This window comes from Kitasatospora sp. NPDC093550 (assembly GCF_044764985.1).
Classification (GTDB): Bacteria; Actinomycetota; Actinomycetes; order Streptomycetales; family Streptomycetaceae; genus Kitasatospora.
Map to the genome: position 1 here is coordinate 114,552 of NZ_JBIWJF010000010.1, position 22,097 is coordinate 136,648.

A 22,097-nucleotide genomic window follows, 5' to 3' on the forward strand; every position below is an offset into this window, starting at 1 on the left:
GGCTTCCCGTTACGGGTTCGGGCGGCGTCGGCCCGCCATCCACACGTAGACCAGGATCCCGGCGAAGAGGAACAGGACGCCCTGGTAGACGGCGGCGTACCCGGCGCCCGCGAGCAGCCAGAGCGAGAAGGCGAAGGAGCCCAGGCCGAGGGCGGCGTCCCGGACCAGTCGGCCGTTGTCCACCTTGTCGGTGGCGCCGCGCACCAGCCAGTACAACTGGGCCGCGGTGGACAGCAGGTAGGGGACGGTCGCGGTGAAGGTGGTGACCAGCACCAGGATGTCGAAGGCGCCCTTCGCGCCGCTGGCGAAGTTGAGCACCGTCAGCACCGAGGCCAGGGCGACGCTCACCAGCACGCCGAAGACTGGCACCCCGCGCCGCTCCTTCCCGAAGGCGGCGGGGAACAGGCCGTCCTCGGCGGCCGCGTACGGCGCCTGTGCGGCCAGCAGCGTCCAGCCGTTGAGGGCACCGGTCATCGAGACCAGTGCGGCGACGGCGATCGCCGTTCCGCCCCAGGAGCCGCCGAACATCGCGTCGACGGCGTCCGAGAACGGCGCGGTGGAGTGGACGAGTCGCTCGTGCGCGACGCTGCCGAAGACCGCGAGCGTGCCCAGCAGGTAGACCACCGCCGCACCGGCGGTGCCGAGCACGCTGGCCCGGCCCACGTTGCGCTCCGGGTCGCGGACCTTGCCCGCGCTCATCGCGGCCGACTCCACACCGAGGTAGCTGAAGAGCAGGATCGCCGCGGCGGCGGTCATCCCGCCCGCCCAGCCCTGGCCGTTGGCGTCGAAGGGGCCGAGGTTCTTCGGGTCGAAGAAGAACAGGCCGCCCACCGCGACCAGCAGCAGCGGGACGAACTTCAGGACGGTGGAGACGAGTTGGACGGCACCGACGTACCGCGTCCCGGCCAGGTTCGCCAGCGCGGGGAGCCACTGGAAGGCCAGCGCGGCGGTGATGCCGAACGCGGTGGAGTGCCCGACCGGCAGCAGGACGTCCAGGTAGCCGACGGCGGCCACGGCGAGCGCCGCGTTGCTGACCCAGGTGGTGATCCAGTACGACCAGGCGGACAGGAAGCCGGCGAAGTCCCCGAAGGCCTCGCGGGCGTAGACGTACGGTCCGCCGGTGCGCGGGCTGCGGCGCGCCAACTGCCCGAAGACCAGCGCCAGCGCGATCGCGCCGACGGTGAGCACCGCGAAGGCGACCAGGCTGACCGTCCCGTACGGGGCCACGGCGGCCGGGATCATGAAGATGCCGCCGCCGATGATGTTGCCCGTCACCAGGGCGGTGGCGGTCGCCAGCCCGAACCGGCGGCCCTTCTCCGGGGCGGCGGGGGTGGCTGCTCCCGGCGCCTCCGGGGTCACCGCGGTCTCCGCGGTGTTCGGGCGGGTCGCCTGCCGGGGTGCGGCGGGGCTGGTCTGCATGAGGGTGGTGCGCCTTTCGTGGTCCAGCTCGTGCCCCTGCTCGCGCGGGGTGAGCGCGTGGAGCGACCGTTCATGCTCGGACCAGGGGATATCCCGCACCAAATCGACGGGATTTGTTCAGTTCGCCCGGTCGCTCACCGCAAGACTTGCGGTCGCGCGGCCGCCGGACGGGCACTCGTCCGGCGTGCCTCGTCCAGCCGTTCGGCTAGGTGCGCCACCGGGCGAACCGGTTCAGCCGGGCGAGGGAGTTGCGTCACCCGAATGCCCCAGCGGAGTTGCGGCGAGGGCGGGTTCGTGCGCGTTCGTGTGCAAACCTGTGCGGGTGCTGCGGGGTGGCCGGGTGTGCTGGTGGCCGGCTCCGGAGCACTCCTTCATGCCAGAGACCACACAGACCACCCAAAGGACATCTGATGTCGCTTCGTGGAAACATCCGCAAGCTCGCTGTGATCGTCGCCGTCACGGGCGCCGCCGCTCTCGCGGCGCCGGTGCCGGCGATGGCCCACTGGGGGGCGTCGCAGACCTCGTCCAGCGCGAGCCTGGAGTCGGGTTCGGCCGGTGTCGGCCTGTTCGGCCCGCACGCCCAGTGGCTCAACGCCCACGAGCACAGCGAGTCCGACTGCGACTGCGGCTGATCGGCCGTTGACCGACGGCTGAGCCCGGGAACCGCCCCAGCGGTTCCCGGGCTCAGCGCTGTCCGGCTGTCCGGCTACCGCGGTCCGGCTACCGACGTCCGCTCGGCACGGCCTCCGCGACCTCGCCGGGAGCGTCGGCCCGGGACAGCGGCCCCGGCCACCACATGTGCCGCCGGAGGTCCATGGTGAGCGCGGTGACCAGCACCGACCGCACCACCAGGGTGTCCAGCAGCACGCCGAGCGCCACCGCGAAGCCGATCTCGGCGAAGCCCACGATCGGCAGGGTCCCGAGCACGGCGAAGGTGCTGGCCAGGATCAGCCCGGCCGAGGTGATCACCCCGCCCGTGGCGGACAGCCCGTTCAGCGCCCCCTGCCGGGTGCCGTGCTGGGCGGACTCCTCCCGCACCCGGGTCATCAGGAAGATGTTGTAGTCGATCCCCAGCGCGACCAGGAAGACGAAGACGAACAGCGGGAACGCGTTGTCCTCGCCCTGGAAGTGGAAGACGTGCGCGAAGAAGAAGGCGCTGATCCCGAGCGCCGCCGCGTACGACAGCACCACGGTCGCGATCAGCACCAGCGGCGCGGTGACGGCCCGCAGCAGCGCCGCGAGGATCAGCAGCACCACGCCGAGGACCAGCGGGATGATCGCCCGGTTGTCGTTGCCGGCGGCCCGCCCGGCGTCCAGGATCACCGCGGTGCTGCCGCCGACCTTGGCGTCCGCGTCCGGCACGGCGTGCACGGCGGCCCGTACCCGGTCGACGGTGTCCTTGGCGGCCTGACTGTCCGGCGGATCGGTGAGGGTGGCCTGGAACAGGGCCTGTCCGTCGTGGAAGGTCGGTGCCGTGGTGGCGGCCACCCCGGGGGTCGTCCCGGCGGCCTCCCGTACGGCGGGGGCGCCGGGGGCGGTGGAGATGATCGTGAGCGGCGCGCCGGTGCCGGCCGGGAAGTGCTGCTGCAGCACCTGTTGGCCGACCACCGAGTCCGGCTTGCCGGTGAAGGTCCCGGCGGTGCTCAGGCCGTTGGCGTCGAGCGAGACCAGCCCGACGCAGCAGACGCCGAGGGCCAGCGCCGTCCCCACCCACACCTTGCGGGGCCGGCGGCCGATCCACTCCCCGATGTGCGCCCAGCGGCCGGTCCTGGTCGGCTCGGGCGTGCCGTACCCGGGCCGGACCGGCCAGAAGACCCAGCGGCCGACGATCACCAGCAGCGCGGGCAGCAGGGTGAGCATGGCCAGCAACGCGACCAGGACGCCGATCGCGCAGACCGGGCCGAGGCCGCTGGTGGAGTTCATCTCGGCGATCAGCAGGCAGAGCATGGACGCGATCACCGTCGCCGAGGAGGCGAGGATGGCGGGCCCGGCGCGGTGCAGGGCGAAGGCCATCGCCTCGTGCCGGTCCTCGTGGCGGCGCAGCTCCTCGCGGTAGCGGGCGGTGAGCAGCAGCGCGTAGTCCGTTCCGGCGCCGAGCACCAGGACGACCAGGATCCCCGCGCTCTGCGCGTTGACGGTCAGTCCGGAGTGCTCGGCCAGCAGGTAGATGAGCGCCTCGGAGACGGACAGCGCGCCGGCCGCCGAGACCAGCGGCAGGATCCACAGCACCGGGCTGCGGTAGGTGAGCAGCAGCAGGACGATCACCACGCTGACGGTGGCGGCGAGCAACGAGCTGTCGATGCCCGCGAAGGCCTTGGCCTGGTCGGCGCCGGTCCCGGCGGGGCCGGTCACGTGGGTGGTCATGCCGTTGCTGTCGGCGGCGGCGGTCTGGCGCAGCCGGTCGACGGCGGGCTTCAGGCCGTTCCAGCCGTTGCTGCCGATGTCGATCGGCACGATGGTCTGCATCGCCTGGCCGTCGGCGGAGAGCACGGGGCCGACCACCCGTCCGACCACGTGCGGGACGGTGGCGAACTCGGCGGCGTCGCGGGTGGCTTCGGCCTGGTCGGCGGCGGTGATGCCGCCGGTCCGCTGGTACACCACGACGGCCTGGGCGGTGTCCACCGGCTGGAACGCCCGCTGCTCCTCCAGCACCCGGGTGGACTCGGCGTTGCCGGGCAGCCAGCTGGACGCCTGGTTGTCCTCGGCGCCCATGAGCTTGCCGGCCAGCGGGCCGAGGGCCACCAGCAGCACCAGCCAGAGGGCGAGCACCACCCACTTGCTGCGGCGCCCGCAGGGCAGCGCGGCGAGGTTCCGGGTCGGCGACATGAAGGGGCCCCCTGGAGACGGGTGGCAAGGACTCGTCCAGCCTCGCACCGGCCCTGCGATCCGGCAGCCTCAGCCGTGGTCGCGTACCGCCGTGCGGGGCCCGCCGGAACCGCCCGTGCGGGAACGGCCCGTGCGGGAACCGCCCCGGCCGCGGACCGCCGCCCGCTCCCGAAGGTCCTTCAGCACCGCGATGTCCATCGCGTGGCCGGTGCCGTCACCGCCGTGCTTGCGGTCCGGGGTCTCCACCAGCAGCGGTACGCCCGCCGTCTCCGGGTGCTCGAACAGCTCGCGGAACGGTTCCGCGCCGATCATCCCGGCGCCGATGTTGGCGTGCCGGTCCTTGCGGGCACCGACGACGTCCTCGGAGTCGTTGGCGTGGATCAGCCGCAGCCGGCCCGGCCCGGCGGCGGACGCCAGGGCGTCCAGCGCGGCCGTCACCCCGCCGGGCACCGCCAGGTCGTGCCCGGCGGCGAAGGCGTGGCAGGTGTCCAGGCAGACGCCCACCTTCGGGTGGGCGTCCAGCGCCTCCACGTACTCGGCCAGCTCCTCGAGCCGCGAGCAGAGCGAGCTGCCCTGGCCGGCGGTGGGCTCCAGCAGCAGCCAGGGCGCGTCCTCGCCGAGCGCGTCGAGTTCGTCCAGCAGCGGCCGGACGTCCGCGCGGACCTGTGCCATCGCCTCGGCCCGGCGCGAGCCGCCGCCGGGCGCCGTGCCGACCGCCGAGCCGGTGTGCAGCACGACGCCGAGGGCGCCGATGGCGTGGCCGCGGCGCAGCGAGTGCCGCAGCGACGCGGCCGAGCGTTCGCGGGTGGCCGGGTTGTCCGAGCCGAAGTTGATCAGGTAGGGCGCGTGCACCCAGGCGGGGACGCCCTCCTCGGCGCAGGCGATCCGGAACTCCTCGTCCTGCGCCGGGTTGCCCGCGGGGGTGGCCCAGCCGCGCGGGTTGGCCACGAACACCTGCACCGTCTCGGCGCCGACCCGTCGGGCGTACGCCAGGCCCGTCCCGGCCAGCCCCCGGCCGGCCACCGGGACGTGGGCGCCGATGGGGTTGCGGGCGGTGGCGACGGGCGGTGCGGGCGGCGCGGTGGTCATGGCCCCGAGCATGCCACGCGGCCGGACGGTGGTGTCGGGCAGGCCGGTACGGGGGGTCGGGGATCGGGCCGTGAGGGGGTGGCGAAACGATCCTCCGTGCTCGATCGAGTGAATCCGGTCCGGGAACCCTCGGCCTCCCTGCCCGTTCTCCGTCACGATCCGTGACCACCTGGACTGCACGACACCCGAGGAGCAGCCGTGACCACCGCCGACCCGGTCGAGACCGCCGCGGCCCCCGTGACCCCCGCGAACCCCGAGACCGCCGAGACCCCCGCGAACCGCGTGACCGCCGAGACCCCCGCGAACCCCGAGACCGTCGACCTGCGCGCCGACCACCTGGTCCGCGACCCCTTCACCGCCTTCGCCGACCTGCGCGAACGCACCCCGCTCGCCCGCGCCACCATCCCCGGCGTGGACCCCTTCTGGATCGCCGTCCGCTACCAGGACGTCCGTACCGTGCTCTCCGACCCGCGCTTCGTCAACAGCGCGACCACCGTGGACCGGACGGACGACGTCGCCGGCGCGCCCGGCCCCGCCCACCGCACCGAGCAGACCTGGCGCGCCCGCGGCATGCCGCCCGAGTGCGCCGAGTACCTGCGGGCCGGGGTCTTCGACGCGGACGGCGCCCGGCACCGCCGGATGCGCGGCCTGGTGCACCCCGCCTTCACGGCCGGCGCCGTCGAGCGGCTGCGCCCGCGGATCGAGCGGCTGGCCGAGGAGTACGCCAGGGCGCTGCCCGTGCACGCGGACCAGGACGGCGTGGTCGACCTGGTCGCGCACTTCGCCTACCCGCTGCCGGTCACGGTGATCTGCGAACTCCTCGGCGTCCCCGAGCCCGACCGTCCGCGGTGGCGCGCGTGGAGCTCCTACCTCGGCCGGGGCGCCGGGCCCGGCCTGGACGAGGCGCTGCGCGCCATGGTGGCCGCCGCCCGCGAGCTGATCGAGCGCCGCCGGGTCGAACCGGCCGAGGGGCTGCTCTCCCAGCTGGCCGCCGCCGAGGGCGACACCCTCCACCCGGTGGAGACCGTCTCGCTGATCCTCAACCTGATCGTGGCCGGGCACGAGACCACCGCCACCCTGATCGGCAACGGTACGGCCGCGCTGCTCGCCCACCCCGAGCAGCTGGCCCTGGTCCGCGCCGACCCGGCGCTGCTGCCCGCCGCCGTCGACGAGCTGATGCGCTGGTGCGGCCCGACCATCGGCGGCGTGCCGCGCTACGCGACGGAGGACCTCACCCTGGCCGGCACCCCGATCCGCAAGGGGGAGGCGGTGATGCCGATCCTGGCGGGCGCCAACCACGACCCGCGGGTCTACGCCGAGCCGGAGCGCCTGGACGTCTGCCGCGCGAGCGCGCCCGACCGCGACGGGCACCACGACGTGCACCTCGGCTTCGGCCACGGCGCCCACCGCTGCCTGGGCGCGGCGCTGGCGCACGAGGAGGCGGTGGTCGCCTTCGGCGTGCTGCTGCGGACGTACCCGGAGCTGGCCCTCGCGGTTGGACCGGCGGCCGTCGAGCGCGGTCCGAACCCGGCCGCCTGGCACCTCGCCGCCCTGCCCGTCCGCCTCGGCCCGCAGGCCCCGGCCGCCGACTGACGAACCGGACCAGTCCCGTCGCGCCCGACCACCTCCGCGCCCGACCGCACCCGCGGTCGGGCGCGTCGCCATGTCCGGCCGGGCACGCCACACCGGGTCGTCCCTCCTCCGGCCGACGCCCCGTCAGCCCCGCAGCCCAGCCCTGGTGGCGGCCCCACCCGGGCGACCGTACCGTCGACACGGCCGCACCCACCGGCCGTCACCGCCCGCACACAGCGCGTCAGTCCACCCCGCTGGAACGGGCCGGACACCCCGCCCCACCACGAGCACCGCGCGCCGAAAGACAGGTCACCACTCATGCCCACGCGACGGGTCCACCACCTCGCCGCGGCCACCGCGGCCGCCACCGCCCTGACCACCGTCCTCACCACCCTGGCCGGCTCGCCCGCGGCCCACGCCGTCGACATCGGCCGGCTGCACCTCGTCCGGCCCGGCGAATCGATTCAGCAGGCCGTCGACTCCGCCCGCTCCGGCGACACCGTCCTGCTGCTCCCGGGTACCTACCGGGGCAGCGTCCGGATCACCACCCCCGGCCTCACCCTGCTCGGCTCCGGACCCGACAGCGTGATCACCCCCGGCACCGGCACCGAGAACGCCTGCGCCACCGCCGGGCACGGCATCTGCGTGGTGGGCACCGAGGCCGAGCCGCTGTCCGACGTCACCGTCGCGACCCTCGCCGTCACCGGCTTCGCCAAGAACGGCATCGACGCCGGCGGCACCACCGGCCTGACCGTCAGCCACACCTACGTCCACGACAACGGCCAGCAGGGCATCAGCCAGGAGATGTCCACCCGGGCCAGGATCGTCGGCAACCGTTCGGCCGACAACGGCCAGTCCGGCGTCTTCCTCGCCAACTACGCCTACCGCGAGGGCGGCGCGCCCGACACCGGGGGCACCGTGGTCGAGGGCAACGAGCTGACCGGCAACCGGGTGGGCGTCACCGTCCGTCGGCTGCGCGGGCTGGCCGTCCAGGACAACGACATCAGCGGCAACTGCGGCGGCGTCTTCGTGGTCGGCGACGAGGGCCTGCCCCGCGCCGGGGACCTGGACGTACGGCGCAACCAGGTCGTCGCCAACAACAAGTTCTGCCCGGCCAACCCGCGCCTGGGCGCCATCCAGGGCGCCGGCATCGTGCTCACCGGCACCGAGGACACCCGGGTCACCGACAACGAGGTCCGCGACAACACCGGCACCTCGGACTTCTCCGGCGGCATCGTCCTCTTCAAGAGCGTCGTCGGCGTCTCCAACGCCCGTGCCGTGGTCACCGACAACCGCCTGAGCGGCAACGGCCCGGCCGACCTCGCCGACCGCGACGCCGGACCGGCCACCGGTAACACCTTCGCCCGCAACACCTGCGAGCGCTCCGAGCCCTCCGGCCGTTGCTGAGCACCCCGACCCCCTCGCCGCCCACCCCCGAAGGAAGCGCCCATGACCACCGCACCCGCCCACACCAGCCCGCAGGCCGCGATGCGCCTGCGCGAACTCGTCTTCGGCGCCGCCTGCGCCGCCGCCGTCCGCGCGGCCGCCCGGCTCGGCGTCGCCGACGCGCTCGGAGAGAGCCCGACCACCGTCACCGAGCTCGCCGCCGCGCTCGACACCGAACCCCGTCAGCTGCGCCGCCTGCTGCGCGCCCTCACCTGCTACGGCATCTTCGCCGAGAGCGGCGACGACCGCTTCGAGCACACCGAGATGTCCCGGCTGCTGCGCGAGGACGCCCCCAACTCCCTGCGCTACATCTCCCTCTGGTGCACCGAGCCGTGGACCTGGGAGGCCTGGCCGAAGCTGGACGAGGCGGTCCGCTCCGGCCGCAACGTCTTCCCCGAGCTGTTCGGCAAGGAGTTCTTCGACTACCTGCACAGCGAGGGCGGCGACTCGGCGAAGGTCTTCGACAAGGCGATGACCACCTCCAGTCGGCAGTCCGCCCAGGACTTCGCCGACTACCTGGACCTCACCGGCGTCGACTCGGTGGTCGACATCGGCGGCGGCCAGGGCCACGTGCTGGCCAGCCTGCTGGAGAAGCACCCGGCGCTGCACGGCACCCTGCTCGACCTGCCCAAGGTCGTGGCCGGCGCCGACCCGCGACTGCAGGACGGCGGCGCCTTCTCCGCCCGCGCCCGCCTGGTGCCGGGCGACTGCCGGGTGGACATCCCGGTCCGCGCCGACCTCTACATCATCAAGAACATCCTGGAGTGGGACGACGAGAGCACCCGCCGCACCCTCGCCAACGTGGTGAAGGCGGCCCGCCCCGGCGCCCGCGTGGTGGTCGTGGAGAACCTGGTCGACAACAGCCCGTCGATGCGCTTCACCACGGCGATGGACCTGCTGCTGATGCTCAACGTCGGCGGGGCCAAGCACTCCGAGGCGAGCATGGTCCGGCTGATGGAGGAGGCCGGTCTCATGGTCACCGAGGTCTGCCCGGTCAACCCCTACCTGCACGCCTTCGAGGCCACCGTCCGCGGCTGACCCCGGACACCCCGGGGACCGCGGACACTCGCTGACCCCGGACACCCCGCACCCGACGACCGCCGGCCCCCGACTTCCCGGGGGCCGGCGGTCGTCCGCGTGTGCGCGGCGTCAGGCCTTGTGCGAGGACTCCAGGTGGGCGAAGACCACCACGTTGTCCAGGTAGTCGCGCCGCTTCTTGTCGTACGTGCCGCCGCAGGTGATCAGCCGGAGCTGGGCGTCGGGGGTCTTGCCGTACACCTTCTGGTCGGGGAAGGCGTTCTTGGCGAAGGTCTCCACCGAGTCGACCGAGAACACCGCGACGGTGCCGTCCGCGCGGCTCACCTCGACCTTGTTGCCCGGCAGCAGCAGGCTGAGCAGCAGGAACACCGCCGGGCCCTTGGTGGTGTCCACGTGCCCGGCGACGACCGCGCTGCCGCGCTCGCCCGGAGTCACGCCGTCCCGGTACCAGCCGACCAGGTTCTTGTCCTCCGGCGGCGGGGCGTTGAGCTGTCCGCCCGGGCCGAGGGTCAGCTCGGTGAACGGCGCGTCGACGCCGATCTGCGGGATCCGCAGCCTGGTCGGCTTGGCGCGCTTGAGCGCCGGCGCGGCCGGTGCCGCCGGGGCGGTCGGGGCGGCCGCCGGCTGCGGGGAGGCGGCGGCCGGGGGCCCGGGGGCGGCGGACGCGGTGGCCGCCGGGGGAGCGGCCTGGGTGGCCGCCTCGTCGGTGCTCGGCCCGGTGTCCACCGAGTTGTAGATCAGCAGCAGACCGACCGCTGCCGCGCCCATCCCCGCGCGCAGCAGCCGGGACATTCCAGAGGCGGGACCGCCCGTCATTGCTCTCCTCCGCTCGACCTGGTCCGAACGGCCCGCCGCCCCCGGGCGCCCCACCCCGGCCGGGGGAGGCGCCCGGAGGCGGCGGAACCAGGGTGACCGGCGTCAGGCGACCGCGCCGGAGGCGCGGCGGCCGCGGCGCAGGGCGTAGGCACCGGCCCCGAGGCCGCCGAGCAGCAGCACCGCGCCGGAGGCGAGCCCACCGCCGGACAGCGCCAGACCGCCGCCACCGGTGTGCACGCCGCCGTGCGGGGTCTTGTGGTCCTCGTCCTTGGCTTCGGAGCCCTTGTGCTCGCCCGAGCCCTTGTGCTCTTCGGTGCCCTTGTGCTCCTCGGAGGCGGCGCCGCCCTTCGAGCTGTCGGAGCCCTTGGTACTGCTGTCCGAGCCCTTCATGCTGTCGGAGGCCTTCGAACCGTCGGAGGCGGGCTTGTCACCGGGCTTGTCCTGCTTCTCCTGCCAGGTGAGGTTCTTGCCCTGGTCGGCGGAGCCGTCGGCGAAGGCCATGGGGGTGCCGGCGGTCAGGACGGCGGCGACGGCCGCCCCGGCGAGCAGCGTGCGTGCAGAACGCATGAGGATGATCCTTCCGGCGCGCGGGCCGCGACCGCCGGCACGGTGCCGGGCAAGGGGACTCGCGGGAGGTGCGCCTGATCCACCGTCAACCACCGTGCCGCCGCCTGCCACCGGAGCGTGGCGGCACCGGTGCGGACTGTGCGCCCTTCGGGTGGAGTCCCCGGTGTGTTCACCCGGGTGCCCGGGCGATCCGGGTGAAACCGCCCCGGAAACCGGGACGCCCCCCTCGCACGGCGAGCGCACCCGGGCGCCGGGCGGCACCCGGCCCGGCACGCGCGCGTGGGCCAGCCCCGGCCCGGCGCGCGCGTGGGCCCGCCCCCGGCGCACGGCCGGGGGCGGGCCCATCGGGGGGCGCTGCGGCTCAGCGCTCCCAGCGGTAGAACTCCCGCGCCATCGCGTCCTTCGGCTCGCGCCAGGTGGCCGGGTCGTAGGCCTGGACGAAGGCGGTCAGGCGGTCGCTGACAGTCCGGAACTCCGGGTGCCCGACGACCTTGGCGACGGCCGGGCCCGGCGGGCGGTCGGCCTCGATCAGGTGCAGGTAGACGTCGCCGAACTGGAAGAGGCTGCGGCCGGTCACCCCGATCAGGTGCGGCAGTTCGCCCTGGTCGGACTCCGCGAACACCTCGGCGATGTCCGGCGCCGCCTCGGGCTTCATCCGGGCGACGATCAGCGCCCGGTACAGGCCGCTCACAGCTCCGCCGCCCGCTTCTCGACCTTCTCGCGGATCAGCTGCATCTGGATCCGCGAGTTCTTGTTGATGTGGTTGACCATCCCGTCGTCGTCGACCGGGGCGGTGGGCTTCATCGCGAAGTCCTGGATCCAGCGCATCCTGGTGCCGGCCGGGACCTCCGCGTACTCCCAGCGGATGTCCATGAACTCGAACGGCCCGGGCTCGACCCGGCGGGCGCGCACCGCCAGCTCGGACTTGTCGGTGGTGCGCTCGGAGACCCAGCTCCACACCTGGCCGTTCTCGTCCGGGTGCATGGTGAGCCGGAACTGCACGCGGTCGCCCTCGCGCTCCAGGACCTCGACCGAGGCGTACTCGCTGAACAGGTCCGGCCAGTTCTCCAGGTCGTTGGTGATCTCCCAGACCAGGTCGAGCGGCGCGGCGATGACGATCTCGTTGTCGGTGTGTCCGGGCATCTCAGGCACCGGCCTTCGCGGAGAGGGAGGAGTTGACCAGCTCCAGGAACTCGGCCGGGGTCTTGGCGGACTCGGCGCCGGAGGTGACCTTGAGGCCGTGCCGGTTCTCCAGCTCGCCGACGATGCCGAGCAGTCCGAGCGAGTCGACGCCGAAGGAGTCGAAGTGCGCGCCCGGCTGCGCCAGGTCGTCCGGGTCGACGGTGACGCCTGCGCGGGCCTGCAGCAGCGCGGCGAGTTCCGGATAGCTGAGGGTGTTGCTCACGGGGGTGTCCCTTCGGGGTGTGACGGAAAGGTTCAGGACCGCTCCCCGCGCCGGAGCACCAGCGCGGAGTTGGAGCCCATCAGCCCGCGGCTGAGCACCAGGGCGGTGCGCAGCTCGGCCGGACGGGCGCGGCCGGTCACCAGGGCGAGGTCGTGGCAGACCTCGGTGACGTTGGGGGTGGGCGGCAGGACACCGTCCTCCATGGCCAGCACGGCGGCGGTCACGTCCAGCAGCGGGGCGCCGCAATAGGCCCGCCCGGTACCGGTCTTGGGCGCGGTGACCGGGACGCGTTCGGCGGCCGGGCCGAGCGCGTCGGCCAGCGCCAGCGCCTCCGCCCGGTCGGCGGCGGGCACGCCCAGCGCGTCCGCGAAGACCACGTCGATCTCCTCGGGCGCGATCCGGGCCTCGTCCAGCGCGATCCGGATCGCGGCGGCCAGCCCTTCCCGGGACTCCGCCCAGCGGGAGGCCCCGGTGAAGGTGGCGCCGTGGCCGGCCAGCTGCGCCCGGACGTTGGCGCCGCGCCGCCGGGCCGCCTGCTCGTCCTCCAGCATCAGCATCGCGCCGCCCTCGGCGGGGGCGAAGCCGCAGGCCCGCGCGGTGAACGGCAGGTAGGCCTCCTCGGCCCGCTCGGCCAGGCTGAGCTCGGGGTAGCCGAGCTGGCAGACCATCGAGTACGGCGCGAGCGGGGCCTCGGCGGCGCCGACCACCACCGCGTCGGTGCCGCGCCCGATCGAGCGGGCGGCGTGCGCGAGGGCGTCCAGGCCGCCGGCCTCGTCGCTGGCGACCACGCCGCACGGGCCCTTGTAGCCGCCGCGGATCGAGATCTGGCCGGTGCTGGCCGCGTAGAACCAGGCGATGGACTGGTACGGGCCGACGAACTTCGGCCCCTGGCCCCAGAGTTGCTGGAGCTCGCGCTGGCCGAACTCGCCGCCGCCGGAGCCCGCAGCGGTCACCACGCCGACCGCGAAGGGCTGTTCGGGGTCGGGCCGGAAGCCGGCGTCCACCACCGCGAGGTCGGCGGCGGCCATCGCGTAGTGCGTGAACCGGTCGGTCTGCACCAGGTAGCGGTTGTCGATCGCGGACTGCGGCTCGAAGTCCCGCACCTGGCCCGCGATCCGGAGCGGCAGCTCGGTGCAGCCCTCGCGGGATATCCGGTCGAGGACGCTCACGCCCTGCCTGGTGGCCTTCCAGAAGGCATCGGCCCCGACACCGTTCGGTGCCACCACGCCGAGGCCGGTGACCACCGCCCGGCGGCCCTGCTGACGTGACGTCATGGAACTCACCCCGTTCTGTTGAGCACGACGGCGGACTGGAATCCGCCGAATCCGCTGCCGACCGAGAGGATGTGGCTCAGCGGCAGCTCGCGCGCGGTGCGCGGCACGTAGTCGAGGTCGCACTCCGGGTCCGGAGTCTCGTAGTTGGCGGTCGGCGGCACGACGCCGTGGGCGAGCGCCAGGGTGCAGGCGACGACCTCGATGGCGCCGATCGCGCCGAGCGAGTGCCCGACCATCGACTTGATCGAGCTCATCGGGGTCGCGAAGGCGTGCTCGCCGAGCGAGCGCTTGACCGCCGCGGTCTCGTGCCGGTCGTTCTGCTTGGTGCCGGAGCCGTGCGCGTTGACGTAGTCGACGTCGGTGCGGTCGACCTTGGCGTGGGCGAGCGCGTGGTCGATCGCCCGGGACATCTCCAGCCCCTCCTTGGTGAGGCCGGTCATGTGGTACGCGTTGCCGAAGGTGGCGAAGCCGCCGACCTCGCCGTAGATCCGGGCGCCGCGTCGGCGGGCGTGCTCCAGCTCCTCCAGCACCAGGACGGCGCCGCCCTCGCCGAGGACGAAGCCGTCGCGGTCGGCGTCGAAGGGGCGGGAGGCGTGCTGCGGGTCGTCGTTGCGCTCGCTGGTGGCCTTGATGGCGTCGAAGCAGGCCACGGTGATCGGGGAGATCGGGGAGTCGGAGGCGCCGGCGACGCAGATGTCGGCGCGGCCCTCCTCGACCGCCTGGAAGCCGTAGCCGATCGCGTCCAGGCCGGAGGTGCAGCCGGTGGAGACGGTCTGCACCGGGCCGCGGGCGCCGGTGCGCTCGGCCACCGCGGAGGCCAGCGTGCTGGGCGCGAAGGCCCGGTGCAGCTGCGGCTCCGCCCGCCGGTGGTCCACGTCCCAGCGCGCGCCGCCGGCGCTGACCAGGGCGTAGTCGTGCTCCAGCCGGGTGGTGCCGCCGACGGCGGTGCCGAGCGAGACGGCGATCCGCCACGGGTCCTCGGCGGCGAGGTCCAGGCCGGCGTCGGCGATCGCCTCGTCCGCCGCGACCATCGCGAACTGGACGTAGCGGTCGGCCCGTCGGACGTCCTCCGGGCCCAGCCCGTGGGCCGCCGGGTCGAAGTCGACCTCGGCGGCGATCCGGGAGCGGAACCCGGTGGGGTCGAAGAGCGTGATGCCCCGGGTCGCGGTGCGGCCGGCCGTGAGGAGGTCCCAGAACGCCGGGACCCCGACCCCGCCGGGCGCGACCACACCGATCCCGGTGACGGCGACGCGCCGGGTCACGAGGCCACCTTGGCGTGTTCCGGCGGGCCGGAGGCCGCGCTCTCCTCGGTGGTCACGTGGCCGAGGTCGGGACGCGGGGCGAGCGGCCCGAGGTGGAAGACCATCCGGGCCTCGGTGTCGCCGACGTTGCGGAAGCGGTGGCGCATGTTGATCGGGATCATCAGGCCCTGGTCGGGCTTGAGCGGGTGGGGCTTCCCGTCCAGGTCCACCTCCAGCTCGCCGCAGACGACGAACACGAACTCCTCGGAGTACGGGTGGTAGTGCTCGCCGATCCGCTCACCGGGCTTGACGATCGCCAGGCCCATGAAGCCGCTGGTCGCCCCGCAGCTGGTCGGGGTCAGCATGGTGCGGAGCTCGGCGCCGTGCCGGCGGTTCTCCGGAGCCTCGTCGACGTTGACGATCCGTGGGTACTGCGTGGTCATGGTGGTCTTCCTCCGGTGCGCTCGGGAGTGGACGGAACGTCAGTGGTGGCGGGGGTCGGAGCTGCGGTCGGTGACCGGGTTCATGGCGCGGGCGGCGAGGAAGGCGCTGAGCCCGGCGACGGTGCGCAGGTCGCCCTGCGGGCCGAGGTCGAGCAGCCGCGCGAGGACGGCCGCCTCGTGGTCGTCCGCGACGCCCAGGGCGGCCGCCGGGTCGGCCTCGGCCGGCACCCGCAGGTCGACCAGGCGCACCACCACGTCCTCGCGCTGGAAGACGGTGCTCGCCGTGACCGGCCCGGTCGGGTCGGCGGTGGCCAGGTTGTCGTACTCGGCCAGCAGCTCGGCCACGGCCTGCCCCTGGCCGGGGCGGACGGGGTAGAGCACGGCGTGCCGGTGCAGCCGGCCGGGGGCGGGGGCGCTGGCGATCGCCTGGTGCTTGGCGGGCAGCGCGGCCCTGGCGAAGAACGCCCGGGCGGCCTGCGGGTCGCCCAGCTGACGGGCCTCCTCCAGGAACGGGTTGATGGCCTCCTCGACGGCCCGCACCTCGGGCTGCATCGCCACGTGGCGCAGCGCGTCGCCCAGGTCGCCGACCACCTCGACGGCCCGCACCACCCGGTTGCCGTGCATGAACAGCGAGGTGCGCTGCAGCCGGGTGTGCTCGTCCACCTCGGCCTTCGGGGAGGCGTAGCCGGACAGGATCCGCGCCACCTCGGGCTCGCTGCCGGGCTTGACGGTGAAGGTCAGCGCGTGGCGGACCACGCCGTCCGGGCCCGGCTCGGCCTTCGGCGGGCCGACGTGCCCGGCGGGCGTGGTGCGCGGCAGCCCGGGCGGCACCTCCATGGGGGCCCGGGTGCCGGTGGAGCCGGCCGCCGAGGTCTCGCGCAGGACGGCGTAGCGCAGCGAGCGGAAGTTGTCGCTGACGCAGCCGTGCATCGGCTTGACCATCTCGCGGTGGGCCGGGCTGTCCACCCACTCCAGGAAGGTCTCCTGGTCCTCCCACTCACTGGTGATCAGCCACTGCCGCGGGTCGTTGATGGACTGGCAGAGCTGGTCGCTGACGTGGCCGGGGACCGAGGCCACCTGGTGGCGCAGCTGCTCGTAGACGTCGAGGAAGCGCTGCTGGGCGCCGTCCTGGATCTCCAGCATCAGCACCACCCGCAGCCGCGTGTCGGACTCGTCCTGCTGCTTCGGCTGGGGTTCGGACAGAGTTGTCATGATCCACTTTCTGCTCTGGGCCGCACGCTGCGGGCCGTGTCGGCCGTGCCCGGCGGGTGCTCCCCGGCCTGGGAGGCGGTGCGGTGGCGGTTCGGCCCGGGCGGTCGGCGCCAGGCCTGAGGTCGATCGTGGGCGGCGCACCGGGCGCGGCGCGAGATTTGCGGGCCATCCGGGCGAAGGGGCGGCAGAGCGGGCCCGCGGCGGGGGATGGAAGAGCGGGGCCCCCGGCGGAGCGGGCCCGTCCACGGCGGCGCCGAACCCAGTCACCGGGCCGCGGAATCCCCTTACAGGGTGGAGCAATTGATGAATCCGAAGATCGACGACCGGGTGCCGGTCCTGATCGTGGGCGGCTCGCTGGTCGGACTGTCGGCCTCACTCTTCCTCGGTCGGCTCGGGGTCAGACACCTGCTGGTCGAGAAGCACGCCGACACCTCGCACCACCCGCGCGGCCGGGGCAACAACGTCCGCACGATGGAGCTGTACCGGGTGGCCGGGATCGAGCCGGCGATCCGCGAGGCGGCCTCGATCCTCGCCCCCAACCACGGCATCCTCCAGGCGCCCTCGCTGACCGGCGCCGAGCAGGAGTGGCTGTTCCGCGAGATCGACCCCGGCGGCCGGCTCGCCCGGTTCAGCCCCAGCTCCTGGTGCCTGTGCAGCCAGAACGACCTGGAGCCGGTGCTGCTGCGCGCGGCCCGCGAGCTCGGCGGGGACGTCCGGTTCAGCACCGAGCTGATGTCCTTCGAGCAGGACGCCGACGGCGTGACCTCGGTGCTGCGCAGCCGGGAGACCGGCGAGGAGCGGGTGGTGCGCTCGGAGTTCCTGATCGCGGCGGACGGCCCGCGCAGCCCGGTCCGCGAGCGCCTGGGCATCGGCCAGAGCGGCAAGGGCGAGCTGTTCCACAACGTCAGCATCACCTTCCGGGCGAAGCGGCTGGCCGAGGTGGTCGGCGACCGGCACTTCATCGCCTGCTACCTCACCAACCCGGAGGCGGACGGCGCGCTGCTGCCGGTGGACAACCAGGAGGAGTGGGTCTTCCACGCGCCCTGGCACCCCGAGCACGGCGAGCCGCTGGAGGCCTTCACCGACGAGCGCTGCGAGCGGCACATCCGCACCGCCGTCGGGATGCCGGAGCTGGACGTCGAGGTGACCGGCCGGGCGCCCTGGCACGCCGCCGAACGGGTGGCCGACCGCTACGGCGCCGGGCGGGTCTTCCTCGCCGGGGACTCCGCCCACGAGATGTCCCCGACCGGCGCCTTCGGCTCCAACACCGGCATCCAGGACGCCCACAACCTGGCCTGGAAGCTCGCCGCCGTGCTGTGCGGCTGGGCCGGGCCGCGGCTGCTGGAGACGTACGGGCAGGAGCGCCGGCCGGTGGCCCGGGTGACCAGCGAGCGGGCCTCGGCCCGCTCCGCCGAGCACAGCCACCCGGGCTACGCGGTGGTGCCGGGCGTCGGCCGGCAGGCCGGGGTGCTCGCGGTGGCGCTCGGCTACCGCTACCCGGTCGGCGCGGTGATCGGCGCGGACCGGGCGGGCGCCGTCGTCCCCGAGCAGTTCGAGTCGACGGGCGAGCCGGGCAGCCGCGCTCCGCACCAGTGGCTGCTGCGCGCCGGCGTGAAGCTCTCCACGCTGGACCTGTACGAGCAGGCGATGGTGCTGCTCACCGGTCCGGAGGGTGCCGCCTGGCACGCGGGCGGCCGGCGGGCGGCGGACCGGCTGGCCGTCCCGCTGGACACCTACCGGATCGGCGACGGCGCCGAGGACGACCTGGCCCCGGAGCCGGGCGCCGACTTCGCGGCGCTGCACGGCATCGGCCCGCAGGGCGCGGTCCTGGTCCGCCCGGACGGCTTCGTCGCCTGGCGCTCGCCCGGCCCGGTGCCCGACCCGGAGGGCGAACTGGCCATGGCGCTGCGGACGGTGCTGGGCCTCTGAGACACGCGGAAGGGCCCGCCGGTCGTCCTGCGACCGGCGGGCCCTTCCTGGTGGTTCGGACCGGGGATCAGTGACCGCCCGCGTCGACCACCTCGACGTCGGCGACCTCACGCTGGATCGCGTCGGCCGGCAGGGCCACCCGGATCGCCCAGAAGTAGATGGCCAGGGCGAAGACCGCCACCAGGCCCATGTCGTACCACATCGGGATCCGGCCGGTGCCGTCGCCGAAGCCGCCCTGCCAGGAGATCAGGCCGAGGCCCAGCAGGTAGACCGGCAGCCACTGGGCGGACTTCCAGCTCAGCCGGGGGGCGTTCGGCAGGCCCTTGCGGATCGCGTACCAGGCGTAGCTGCCGAGCAGGCCGTAGCCGAGCACGATGGCCATGCCCAGGCGGGACAGGGTGTGCCAGCCGGACCAGTAGATGATCAGGCTGGAGACCACGAACGCGGCCGGGGAGATGATCTCGCCGAAGGGCAGCCGGTAGGAGCGCTCGTGGTTCGGCAGCCGGCGGCGCAGCGCGCCGAAGGCCAGCGGGGCGCCGGCGTACATCAGCACGCTGGCGGAGGTGATGAAGCCGACCAGCTCCTGCCAGCTCGGGAAGGGCAGGAAGCAGATCACACCGGTGATGAACGACATGACCAGGCCGAACCACGGCACGCCGTTCTTGTCCAGCTTCTCGAACTTCTGCGGCGCGTAGCCGTTCTTGCTCAGGCCGTAGGAGATGCGGGAGGTGGAGGTGGTGTAGATCAGGCCGGTGCCGCCGGGGGAGACGATGGCGTCGAAGTACAGCACCCAGGAGAGCCAGCCGAGGCCGATCAGGGTGGCGAGGCCGGCGAACGGACCCTCGATGCCCGGGAAGTCGAGCTTGTCCCAGCCGTTGACGAAGGAGCTGACCGGCAGCGAGCCGATGAAGGCGACCTGCAGCAGGACGTAGATCAGGGTGCCGATGGCGACCGAGCCCAGCACGGCGCGGGGGATGTCGCGCTTGGGGTTGCGGCTCTCACCGGAGATCTGGATGGCCTGCTCGAAGCCGAGCAGCGCGAAGATGATGCCGCTGGAGCTGATCGCGGCGAGCACGCCCTTGGCACCGAACGGCGCGAAGCCGTGCGAGGTGAAGTTGGAGGCGTGGAAGTTGGTGATCGACAGCGCCAGGATCGTGAGCAGCGGGACGCCGATCTTGAGCCAGGTCGCGATCGAGTTGGTGGCCGCCAGGACCCGCACACCGAGGAAGTTGACCGCGACGAAGACGCCCATCAGCAGCACCGCGACGATGAAGCCGCTGGTGGTGAGGGTGCCGTTGGCGTTGAGGAAGCTCTTGGCGAAGTGCCAGTGGCCCGCGTAGCCGATCATCGCCTCGACCTCGATCGGGGCGACGGTGGCGGCCTGGAGCCAGGAGAACCAGCCGAAGGACATGCCGGCGAGGCCGCCGAAGGCGTAGTGCGGGTAGCGCGCGGTGCCACCGGCGACCGGGAACATCCCGCCGAGCTCGGCGTGCACGAAGGCGAGGAGCACGATCGCGACCGCGCCGATGCCCCAGGAGAGGAGGGCCGCCGGTCCGGCGGCGACGACGGCGTTCTTCGCGCCGAAGAGCCAGCCGGAGCCGATGATCGAGCCGACCGAGGCCCACATGAGGCCGATGAGGCCCACGTGGCGCTTGAGCGACCGGTTGGTGGTGCCGGATTCGGCGCCGGTGCTCTGTCCGGGCGGCGAGATCTGGTTGAGGGAAGCCATGGACGATCTCTCTGTGTGTGGGGGCTCCGGGATGGACGGAGCGCGGAGAGTTGCCACACAGTAGGGCTATTCATAGAGCTCTGCACAGATTTCATTACTGAATGTTTACTTTCTTTGCCAGAGATCCGTCCTGGTAGGAGGCATTCTGTTCAGTTGTCTGTTACGTTACTTGAGGGTAAGTTCAAGATTTGAGCATTGATTGAGCTTCCGTCCGCGAGGGTGCACCATGGACACCCCGGACGATTCATGGAAATGACGTTCCCTGCATAGTGATGCGCCCGGCCCGGGTGAGGACTGACCCCGGGCCCCGCTCCACCAGGTCGTGACGGGTCGGTACGCTGGCCCCGTGCGTCTCGTGATCCTCCCCCCGCCGGCCCGCTAGCGGGCGGCCCACTCCACCCACCCCGGCCCGGCGGGAGCTGCCCGCAGCCGGGGCGATGACTGCCGCCCGCGCACCCCGCGGACACCGACCGGCCTTCATCGTGGAGTAGCGACGCATGACCTCGTACGCCGCCGTGCCCTTCCGGCACGGCCTGTTGTCCATTTCCGCCGCCGCCGTCGCCTGGGGTGCGGGCGGCGCCGTGGCCGCGCTGCTGATGCGCACCAGCGGCCTCGGCCCGGTGGCCGTCTCCTGCTGGCGCTTCGCCGTCGCGGCGCTCTGCCTGGCCCTGCTGCCCACGGGCGGCCCCCGCCCCGCGCGGCGGGGCCGGGCCCGGTGGGGTGCTCCGGTGCTGACCGGGCTCGGCCTGGCCGTCAGCCAGTGCGCCTACTTCGGCTCGGTGCGCTACGCCGGCCTGGGGCTGGGCACCCTGATCACCATCGGTGCCGGGCCGGTGCTCACCAGCCTCGGCGCCCACGTGCTGCTCGGGGAGCGCCTCACCCGACGCGCGCTGGCCGCCGTCGCGCTGGCCCTCGCCGGGCTCGTCCTGCTGGTCGCCGCCCCGGCGGCCGGACCGCGCCCGGCGCTCGGCGTCGCCCTGGCCGTCCTCGCGGGCGCCGGGCAGAGCGGACTCACCCTCTGGGCCCGGGGCGGCGGCTCGGCCCGGGCCTCCACCGGCGCCTTCACCACCGGGCTGCTCTGCCTGCTCCCGCTCGCGGCCGCCCAGGGCGTCCTGCCGACGGCCGGGGACCCGGCGGTGACCGGGAGCGCGCTGCTGTTCCTCGGCACCGTGCCCACGCTGCTCGCCTACCGCTGGTACTTCGCCGGGCTGACCGCCGTCCCGGGCACGACGGCGGCTGTGCTGGTGCTGCTGGAGCCGGCCACCGCGGCGGTGATCGGGGTGCTGTTCCTCGGCGAGCCGGTCACCGCGGGCCTGGTGGCGGGCTCGGCGCTGCTGCTGGCCGCGATCGCGGCGCTCGCCCGCGGCTAAGGGCCTGTCTCTTGGATCCTTGCCGGGCCTGCGACGACGAAATCCAAGAGACAGGCCCCAGCGGCCGTCGGGTCAGATGGTCCAGGCGACCGGGTAGTTGACGATCGGGGTGAACGTCACGCCGACCGCCTCCGCCTCCCCGCGGGCGTCGACCACCATCTCCTTCAGGTGGTCCAGCTGCCGCGCGTGCTCCACGGTGTCCCAGACGCTGACGTGGACGGCCGATCCCTCCGGCGAGACGCCCGCGTAGAAGTGGATCAGCCCCGGAAGCCGCTGGATGGCCGGGACCAGGTAGGCCGAGGTCCTCGTGTTCATCGCGTCGACCTCCTCGAACCGGCTCGGGTCGAAGGTCGCGCGCGAAAGGCGGACGTGGGCGGTTGTCGGCAACGGCTCGGTCATGGTGATCCCCCGGCGTCGATGAGTGACGTTCCGAGCCGGATCATAGGCGTCGGGGCGCGACGGGCGCAGGCGTCGTGGCCACCCGAGCGGGCGTCCTGTGGTCGCAGCGGGCGGGCGGCCGTGCTGGGGTGGGCGGCATGAAGCGCTCACACCTGGCCCGGCTGGCCGCCACGACCGCGTCCGTCCTCCTGTTCTCCGCCGCCGGGGCCGCGGGGGCGCGGCCCCCCCCCCCGGGGGCGCGCGGCGGGGGGGGGGCGGGGCCCCGCCCCCGCGGGGGGGGGGCCCGGGGGGCGGCGCGGCCCGGCGCGAGCCGCGGGCGCGC

Annotated in this window: 20 protein-coding genes; 6 read left to right on the forward strand and 14 right to left on the reverse strand. The window is 73.8% G+C overall.

Annotated elements, in window-relative coordinates; genetic code table 11:
• Window positions 1-9 precede the first annotated feature (9 nt).
• Window positions 10-1,419, reverse strand: coding sequence for an amino acid permease (locus ACIRD3_RS18230; protein WP_402217714.1), 1,410 nt, complete (start codon window positions 1,417-1,419; stop codon window positions 10-12).
• 410 nt (window positions 1,420-1,829) lie between these two features.
• On the opposite strand from ACIRD3_RS18230, the gene ACIRD3_RS18235 reads away from it, so the two are divergent.
• A complete protein-coding gene (locus ACIRD3_RS18235) occupies window positions 1,830-2,051 on the forward strand; it encodes a hypothetical protein (RefSeq protein ID WP_402217315.1) in 222 nt (73 codons plus the stop codon).
• Window positions 2,052-2,139: 88 nt separating this feature from the next.
• On the opposite strand, the gene ACIRD3_RS18240 is transcribed toward ACIRD3_RS18235, so the two are convergent.
• Both ACIRD3_RS18240 and ACIRD3_RS18245 read right to left on the reverse strand, forming a co-directional pair.
• Window positions 2,140-4,245: an MMPL family transporter gene (locus ACIRD3_RS18240; RefSeq protein WP_402217318.1), complete on the reverse strand. Its 2,106-nt coding sequence runs from the start codon at window positions 4,243-4,245 to the stop codon at window positions 2,140-2,142.
• A gap of 69 nt (window positions 4,246-4,314) precedes the next feature.
• Window positions 4,315-5,334 carry a deoxyribonuclease IV gene (locus tag ACIRD3_RS18245; protein ID WP_402217320.1) on the reverse strand — a complete coding sequence of 340 codons (1,020 nt, stop codon included), beginning with the start codon at window positions 5,332-5,334 and terminating at the stop codon, window positions 4,315-4,317.
• A gap of 198 nt (window positions 5,335-5,532) precedes the next feature.
• Between ACIRD3_RS18245 and ACIRD3_RS18250 the strand changes: the two genes are divergently transcribed.
• The 3 genes from ACIRD3_RS18250 to ACIRD3_RS18260 all read left to right on the forward strand — a co-directional run bounded on the left by ACIRD3_RS18250 (window position 5,533) and on the right by ACIRD3_RS18260 (window position 9,390).
• The gene (locus ACIRD3_RS18250; protein WP_402217322.1) at window positions 5,533-6,927 is read left to right on the forward strand and encodes a cytochrome P450; all 1,395 of its coding nucleotides are present in this window, start codon (window positions 5,533-5,535) and stop codon (window positions 6,925-6,927) included.
• A gap of 297 nt (window positions 6,928-7,224) precedes the next feature.
• On the forward strand, window positions 7,225-8,313 hold the full coding sequence (locus ACIRD3_RS18255) for a nitrous oxide reductase family maturation protein NosD (protein WP_402217325.1): 1,089 nt from the start codon (window positions 7,225-7,227) through the stop codon (window positions 8,311-8,313).
• Between the two features lie 42 nt (window positions 8,314-8,355).
• Entirely contained in the window at window positions 8,356-9,390 is a 1,035-nt protein-coding gene (locus tag ACIRD3_RS18260) for a methyltransferase (RefSeq protein WP_402217328.1), read from the forward strand.
• A 111-nt stretch (window positions 9,391-9,501) separates the two neighbouring features.
• On the opposite strand, the gene ACIRD3_RS18265 is transcribed toward ACIRD3_RS18260, so the two are convergent.
• From ACIRD3_RS18265 to ACIRD3_RS18305, 9 genes are all read right to left on the reverse strand, one after another.
• On the reverse strand, window positions 9,502-10,206 hold the full coding sequence (locus ACIRD3_RS18265) for a class F sortase (protein ID WP_402217330.1): 705 nt from the start codon (window positions 10,204-10,206) through the stop codon (window positions 9,502-9,504).
• Window positions 10,207-10,308: 102 nt separating this feature from the next.
• A complete protein-coding gene (locus ACIRD3_RS18270; RefSeq protein WP_402217332.1) occupies window positions 10,309-10,773 on the reverse strand; it encodes a hypothetical protein in 465 nt (154 codons plus the stop codon).
• Between the two features lie 361 nt (window positions 10,774-11,134).
• Window positions 11,135-11,455, reverse strand: coding sequence for a TcmI family type II polyketide cyclase (locus tag ACIRD3_RS18275; protein WP_402217716.1), 321 nt, complete (start codon window positions 11,453-11,455; stop codon window positions 11,135-11,137).
• A gap of 5 nt (window positions 11,456-11,460) precedes the next feature.
• A complete protein-coding gene (locus ACIRD3_RS18280; RefSeq protein WP_402217334.1) occupies window positions 11,461-11,916 on the reverse strand; it encodes an SRPBCC family protein in 456 nt (151 codons plus the stop codon).
• A 1-nt stretch (window position 11,917) separates the two neighbouring features.
• A complete protein-coding gene (locus tag ACIRD3_RS18285) occupies window positions 11,918-12,178 on the reverse strand; it encodes an acyl carrier protein (protein WP_402217337.1) in 261 nt (86 codons plus the stop codon).
• Between the two features lie 32 nt (window positions 12,179-12,210).
• Complete coding sequence (locus tag ACIRD3_RS18290; RefSeq protein ID WP_402217340.1) at window positions 12,211-13,452, reverse strand: beta-ketoacyl synthase N-terminal-like domain-containing protein; 1,242 nt, start codon at window positions 13,450-13,452, stop codon at window positions 12,211-12,213.
• Between the two features lie 5 nt (window positions 13,453-13,457).
• The gene (locus ACIRD3_RS18295; RefSeq protein WP_402217343.1) at window positions 13,458-14,714 is read right to left on the reverse strand and encodes a beta-ketoacyl-[acyl-carrier-protein] synthase family protein; all 1,257 of its coding nucleotides are present in this window, start codon (window positions 14,712-14,714) and stop codon (window positions 13,458-13,460) included.
• Window positions 14,711-15,136 carry a cupin domain-containing protein gene (locus tag ACIRD3_RS18300; protein WP_360503320.1) on the reverse strand — a complete coding sequence of 142 codons (426 nt, stop codon included), beginning with the start codon at window positions 15,134-15,136 and terminating at the stop codon, window positions 14,711-14,713. The genes ACIRD3_RS18295 and ACIRD3_RS18300 overlap by 4 nt, the downstream gene beginning before the upstream one ends.
• Window positions 15,137-15,175: 39 nt before the next feature.
• Window positions 15,176-16,348, reverse strand: a complete 1,173-nt coding sequence (locus ACIRD3_RS18305) for a SchA/CurD-like domain-containing protein (protein WP_402217347.1) — start codon at window positions 16,346-16,348, stop codon at window positions 15,176-15,178.
• 303 nt (window positions 16,349-16,651) lie between these two features.
• On the opposite strand from ACIRD3_RS18305, the gene ACIRD3_RS18310 reads away from it, so the two are divergent.
• Window positions 16,652-18,277 (forward strand): FAD-dependent oxidoreductase, encoded by a 1,626-nt coding sequence (locus ACIRD3_RS18310; RefSeq protein ID WP_402217349.1) that lies wholly within the window; start codon window positions 16,652-16,654, stop codon window positions 18,275-18,277.
• Between the two features lie 67 nt (window positions 18,278-18,344).
• On the opposite strand, the gene ACIRD3_RS18315 is transcribed toward ACIRD3_RS18310, so the two are convergent.
• Window positions 18,345-20,006: an APC family permease gene (locus ACIRD3_RS18315; RefSeq protein WP_402217352.1), complete on the reverse strand. Its 1,662-nt coding sequence runs from the start codon at window positions 20,004-20,006 to the stop codon at window positions 18,345-18,347.
• Between the two features lie 497 nt (window positions 20,007-20,503).
• Here ACIRD3_RS18315 and ACIRD3_RS18320 point away from each other — a divergent pair, with 497 nt between their 5' ends.
• Entirely contained in the window at window positions 20,504-21,376 is an 873-nt protein-coding gene (locus tag ACIRD3_RS18320; protein ID WP_402217355.1) for an EamA family transporter, read from the forward strand.
• 72 nt (window positions 21,377-21,448) lie between these two features.
• Here ACIRD3_RS18320 and ACIRD3_RS18325 read toward each other — a convergent pair whose 3' ends face one another.
• Window positions 21,449-21,775, reverse strand: a complete 327-nt coding sequence (locus tag ACIRD3_RS18325; RefSeq protein ID WP_402217358.1) for a hypothetical protein — start codon at window positions 21,773-21,775, stop codon at window positions 21,449-21,451.
• Window positions 21,776-22,097 lie beyond the last annotated feature (322 nt).